1 protein-coding gene is annotated in these 5440 nt (G+C 45.6%); it reads right to left on the bottom strand.

Translation table 11 applies throughout. The annotated features are described in order from the left end of the window. On the bottom strand, positions 1-5440 hold a 5440-nt coding region (locus A9310_RS26675), incomplete at both ends, for a hypothetical protein (RefSeq protein ID WP_175401189.1).

Here is a 5440-nt window from a genome sequence, read left to right on the forward strand (position 1 = left end):
TCTTTTTTTTTCTCTTTTTCTCCCTCCTTTCCCCCCCCTTCCTCTCTTTCCCTTTCTTCTCCCTTTCTCTTCTCTCCCTCCTTTCCCCCCTCCCTCCCCCCCCCTCTTTCTCTCCTTCCCCCTCCTCTTTTCCTCCTCCTCCTTCTCCTCCCCTTCTTTCTTCCCCTTCTCCCCCTTCCCCCTCTTTCCCCTTCTTTCTTCCTCCCCCTTCCCCCTCTTTTTTCCTCCTCTCCTCCTTTCCCCCCTCTCTTTCCTCCTCCCTCCCCCCTCTCTCTTCTCTTTCTTCTTTTCCCCTTTCCTTTCTCCTCCTTTTTTTCTTCTCCCCCTTTTCCTCCCCCTCTTCTCCCCTTTCTTCTCTCTTCTCTCCCCCTTCTTTTCTTCTCCCCCCTTCCTCTTTTTCTCTCTTCCCTTCCTCCTCCTTTCCCCCTTTCTTCTCTTTCTTCTTCTTCTCCCCCTTCTCTTTCTCCCTCCTTCCTTCCTCCTTCTTTTTTCCTCCTTCCCTCTCCTTTTCCTTCTTTCTTCCCCTTCTCCCCTTCTCCCTCTCCTTTCTCCTCTCTCTCCTCTCTTCCTTTTCTCCCTTTCTCCCTCCCCTCCCTCTTCTTTCCCCCCCTTCCTCTTTTTCTTCTTCTCCTTTTCTTCCTCTTCTTTTCCCTTTCTTCCCTTCCTTTTTTCTCTCTTCTTCCCCTTTTTTTCCTTTTCTCTCTTCTCTTTTTTCCCTTTTCCCCTCTCTTTTCTTCCTCTCTTCTTCCTCTTCTTTTCCCCCCCTCCTCTTTCCTCCCTCCTTCTTCCCTTTCCTTCCCCCTCCTTCCTTTTCCCTCCCTCTTTTTCCTCTCTTCCTCTCCTTCCTTCTTCTTCCTTTTTTTCTTTCCCCTCCTCTTCTTTCTCTTTTCTTCCTCTTCCCCCCTTTTTTCTTTCTCCTTCCCTCTCTCTTTCTCTTCTCTTCTTTTCTTCTTTCTTTTCTTTTCCTCTTTCCTTTTTCTTCTCCCCTCTCTTTCCTTCTCCTTTTTCTTTTCTTTCTTCCTTCCTTTCTTCTTCTTTTCCTCCCTTCCCCCTTCCCCCTTCCTTTCTCCTCCTTTCCTTCTCTTCCTTTCCTTCCCCCCTTCTTCCTTTCTTCTCTCTTCCTTTTCCCTCCTCTTCCTTTTTCTCTTTTCCCTTTCTTTTCCTCTCCTTCCCCCCTTCCTTTCTTCCTTCCTCCTCCTCCCCCTTTCTTCCCCCCTTCCTTTCCTCCTTCTTTCTTTCCTTTCTCCCTTTCCCCCCCTTTCTTTCTCTCTCCCTTTTCTTCCTCCTCCTTTTCTCTTTCCTCCCTTCCCTCTTCCCTTCTCTCTTCTTTTTTCTTTCTTTTTTCCCCCCTTTTCCTTTCCTTTTCTTCTTCCCCTTCCTTTCTTCTCCCTTCTTTCTCCTCTTCCCCCTTTCTCCTCTCTTCTTCCTCCTTCCCTTTCCCCTCTTTTCTTCCTTTCTTTTCCTCTTTTTCTTCTTCTTCCCCTTTCCCCTCCTCCTTTTCTCTCTTTCTCCTCCTTCTCTCTTTCCTCCTTTTTCTCTCTCCTTCTTTCTCCCTTTCTTCTTTTCCTTTCTCTTTCCTCTCCTTTCTCCCTTTTTCCTTTTTCTTTCCCTCCTCTTCCCTTTTCTTTTTCCCCTTTTCTTCCTTTCCTTCCTTCTTTTTTTCCTTCCCCTCCTCTCCCTCCTTTTCCCCCTCCTTTTTCTCTTTCCCCTTCCTCTTTTCTTTTCCCTCTTCCCCCTTCTCCCCCTCCCCTCCCTCCTCCTTTTTTTCCTTTTTCTTTTCCTCTCTCTCCCCCCTCTTTTCCCTCTCCTTTTCTTCCTTCCCTTCCCTCTTCTCCCCCTCCTTCTCTTCCTCCCTCTTCTTCTCTTTCTTTTTTCCTTTTCTTCCCTCTCCCCCCCCTTTGTCCTTCTCCTCTTCCTCCTGCGCCTGCGCTTTCTCTCCCCCTGCCTCCTTCTCCCCCCTCTCTTGCCCTTCTTTTTCTTCCCTCTTCTTCTTCTCCTTTTCCTCCTTCCCCCTCCCTTTCTTCCTTCCTTCCTCTTTCCCCTTCTTTTCTTTCTTCCTTTTTCTTTCCCCCCTCTTCTTCCTCTTCCCCCCTTCCTTTCCTTTTCCTTCTCTCTCCTCTCTTTTCCTCTTTCTCTTCTTTTTCTTTCCCTTCCCCCCCTTCTTTCTTCCCTTTTTCTTTTCTTTTTCCCCCTCCCTCTCCCCCTTCTTTTCCTCTTTTCTTTTTTCCTTCTCCTTTCCCTCTTTTTCCTCTTTCTCTTTTTCTTTTTCCTCCTCCTTCTCCTCCCTCTCTTCCTTCCCTTCCCTCTCCCTTTTCTTTTCCTTCTCCCTCTCTTTCTTTCTCCCCTTTTTTTTCTTTCCCCTTTCCTCCTCTTTCCCTTTCTCTTCCTTCTTTTTTCCTTTCTTTTTCTTCTTCTCCTCCTTTTCCTCTTTCTTCTTTTCCTTTTTCTCTTTCTTCTCCTTCTTCTTTTTCTCCTTCTTCTCCCCTTCTTTCCTTCTTCCCCTTCCTTCCTTCCCCTCCTTCTTTTTCTTTTCCCTCCCTCTTCCTTCTTCTCCCCCCTTCTTCTTCCCCTTTTTTCCCTTCCTTTCCTTTTTTTCCTTTTCCTCTTCCTTTTCCCTTTCCTTTTCCCTTTTCTCTCCCTCTTCCTCCCCCTCTCTCTTCCCTCCTTCCTTCTTTCTCCCCTCTTTCTTTTTCTTTTCTCCCTCCTCCTCTTTCCCCCTTTTCCTTTTTTCCTCTTCTTTTTTTCCCCCTCTCCTCTCTTTCTTTTTTCTTCTTCTTCTTTTCCTCCTTTTTCCTCCTTTTCTTTCTCTCCCTCCTTCCCCCTTTTTTTCTTCTCCTCTTTTTCTCCCTTCTTTTCCTCCCTCTTCTTCTTCCCCTTTTTTCCCTCCCCCTCCCTCTCCCTCTTCCCCTTTCTCTTTTTCTCTTTTTCCTTTTCCTTCTTTTCCTTTTTTTTTTCTTCCTTTCCTTCCTCTTTCTCCCTCTTTCCCCTCCTCTCCTCCTTTTTTTTCTTTTTTTTCTTCTCTTTCTTTTTCTTCCTCCCCTCCCTTTTTTTCCTTTTTTTTTCTCTTTTCTTCTTCTTCTTTTCCTCCTCCCCTCCCTCCTTCCTCTTCTTTTTCTCCTTTTTCTTTTCTCCCTTCTTTTTTTTCTTCTCCCTTCCCTTCCTTTTTTCCTCTTTCCTTCCTTCCCCTTCCTCCTTTCCCTCCTTTTTCTTTTTTTTTCCTTTTTTTTTCTCCCTTTCCCTCTCCTCCCTTCCTCTTCTTTTTTTCTCTTCCTCCTTTTCTTCCCTCTCTTCTTTTTCTCCCTCCCCTTCCTTTCTTTTCTTTCTTTTTTTTTCTCTTTCTTTCTTTCTTTCTTCTTCTCTTTCTTTTTTCTCCCTTTCTCCCTTTTTTTTCTTCTTTCCCCCCTCCTCCTCCTTTTTCCTTCCCTTTTCTTTTCTTTCTCCCTCTCCCCCTCCTTTCTTCCTTTTTTCTTCTTTTCTTCCCTCTTCCCTTCCCTTCTCTCCTTTTCCTCCCCCTTCTTCTTCCTTCCCTCTTTTTTTTTCTTTTTCTCTTTCTCCCTCTTTTCCCTTCCTTCTTTCCTTTCCTTTTCCTTCTTTCCCTTCTTCCTTTTCTTCTCCTTTTCTTTCTTTTTTTTTCCTTTTTTTCCCTTCTTCCTCTTCTCCCTTCCCTTCTCCTCTTTCTTCTCTTTCTTCTTCCTTTCCTTCTCTTCCTTCTTTTTCTCTTTCTTCTTCTTCTTCTTCCTCTTCTTTTCTTTTTTCCTCCTTCTTTTCTCCTCCCCCCTCTCTTCCTCCCCTTCCCCTTTCCCCTCCTCCCTCTCTTTCCTCTCTTCCCCCTTCTCCTCCCCCCTCTCTTTCTTTCCTTCCTTCTTCTCCTTCCCTCCCTCCTCCTCCCTCCCCTTTCTCTTCCCCCCCTTCTCTTCTTTCTTCTCCCCCTCCTTCTTCTCCTTCTCTCTTTTCTTCTCTTCTTTCCCCCCCCCCTCTTTCCCCTCCCCCTCCTTTTTCCTCTCTTCTTCTCCCCCTTCTTCCTCCCTCTCCCCCTTCTTTTCCTTCTTTTCCCCCTTCCCCCCTCCCCTCCCTTCCTCTCCCTTTTCTTTCTTCTTTTTCCTTCTTTCCTCCTCCCCCTCCTCCTCCTCTTTCTTTCTCTTCTCCTCTTTTCTCTCCTTCCCCTTCTCTTTCTCCTTTCTTCCCTTCTTCTTCTTCTTTTTTTTTTTCTCTTTTTCCTTTTCTTTCTCCCTCTTTTTCCTCTCCTTTTCCCCCTTTCTTTCCCTCCTTTCCCTCTTCTTTTCTTTTCTCTCCTTTTTCTCTTCCCTCCCCTTCCTTCTTTCCCCCCTCCCCCTTTTCTTTTTTCCTTCCTCCCCCTCTTKTCTTCTTTTTTCTKTTTCTTTCTTCTTCCCCTTCTTCCTTTCCCTCTTCTTCTTTTTCCTTTTCTCTTCTCTCTTCTCTTCCCCCTTCTCTTTCTTCTTTTTTCCTTTCTCCTCTTTCTCCCTCCCCCCTTCTTTTCTTCCCTCCTCCTCTTTCTCCCCTCCTCCCTCTCTTTTCCTCTCTTCTTTCTTTTCTTCTTCCTTTCTTTTCTTTCTCTCCTTTTTCTCTTTCTTTTTCCTTCCCTCCTTCTTCTTCTTCCTTTCTTTCTTCTTTTTTCTCTTTTCCTTCTCCTTTCCTTTCTTCCTTTTCCCCCTTCTCCCCTTTTCTCCCCCCCCTTTCTCTTCCTCCCCCTCTCTCCCCCCTCCCCTCCTTTTCCTCCCCCTTTTTTTTCTCTCCCTCTCCTCCTTTTCCTCCTTTTTTCCTCCCTCTTTCTTCTTCCCTCCCTCTTCCTTCTCTTCTCTCTTCTTCTCCTTCCCCCCCCCCTCCCTTTCTTCCTTCTTCTTTTTCCCTCTTTCTTTCTTCCTCCCCTCTTCCCTCTCTTCTCTTCTTTTCTCTTCCTCTTTTTCTTCCTTCCCTTCTCCCTTCTCCTTCTTCTTTTTTTTTTCTCTTTTTTTCCCCTCTCCCTTTTTCTTCCTCCCTCTTCTCTTCTTTTTCTTCTCCTCCCCCTTCTTTTCTTTCCTCTTTTCTTTCTCTTTTTCTTCTTTTTCTTTCTTCCTCTTTTCTCCCTTCTCCTTCTTCCCCCTCCTCCTTCTCTCCTTCTTTTTTTTTTCCTTCTTCTTTTCCCTCTCCTTTCCTTCTTCCTTTCCCTTCTTTTCCCTTTCTTCTTCCCCTTCCTCCCTTTCTCTTTTCCCCTCCTTTTTTTCTTCTTTTCCTCCCTCTCCTCCCTTTCCCTCTCTTTCCCCCTCCTTTTCCTTCTTTTTCCCTTCTTCCCCTCTCCTTTCTCTCCCCTCCTTCCTCTTTTTCCCTTTCTTTTTTTTTTTTTCCTTTTTCTTCTCCCTTTTCTCCTCTTCCCTCTCCCCTTTCTCTTTCTTTTTTTTTCTCTTTTTCTCCCTCCTTTCCCCCCCCTTCCTCTCTTTCCCTT

Origin of the sequence: Gordonia sp. UCD-TK1 (genome assembly GCF_001691435.1) — a bacterium.
GTDB lineage: Bacteria > Actinomycetota > Actinomycetes > Mycobacteriales > Mycobacteriaceae > Gordonia > Gordonia hongkongensis.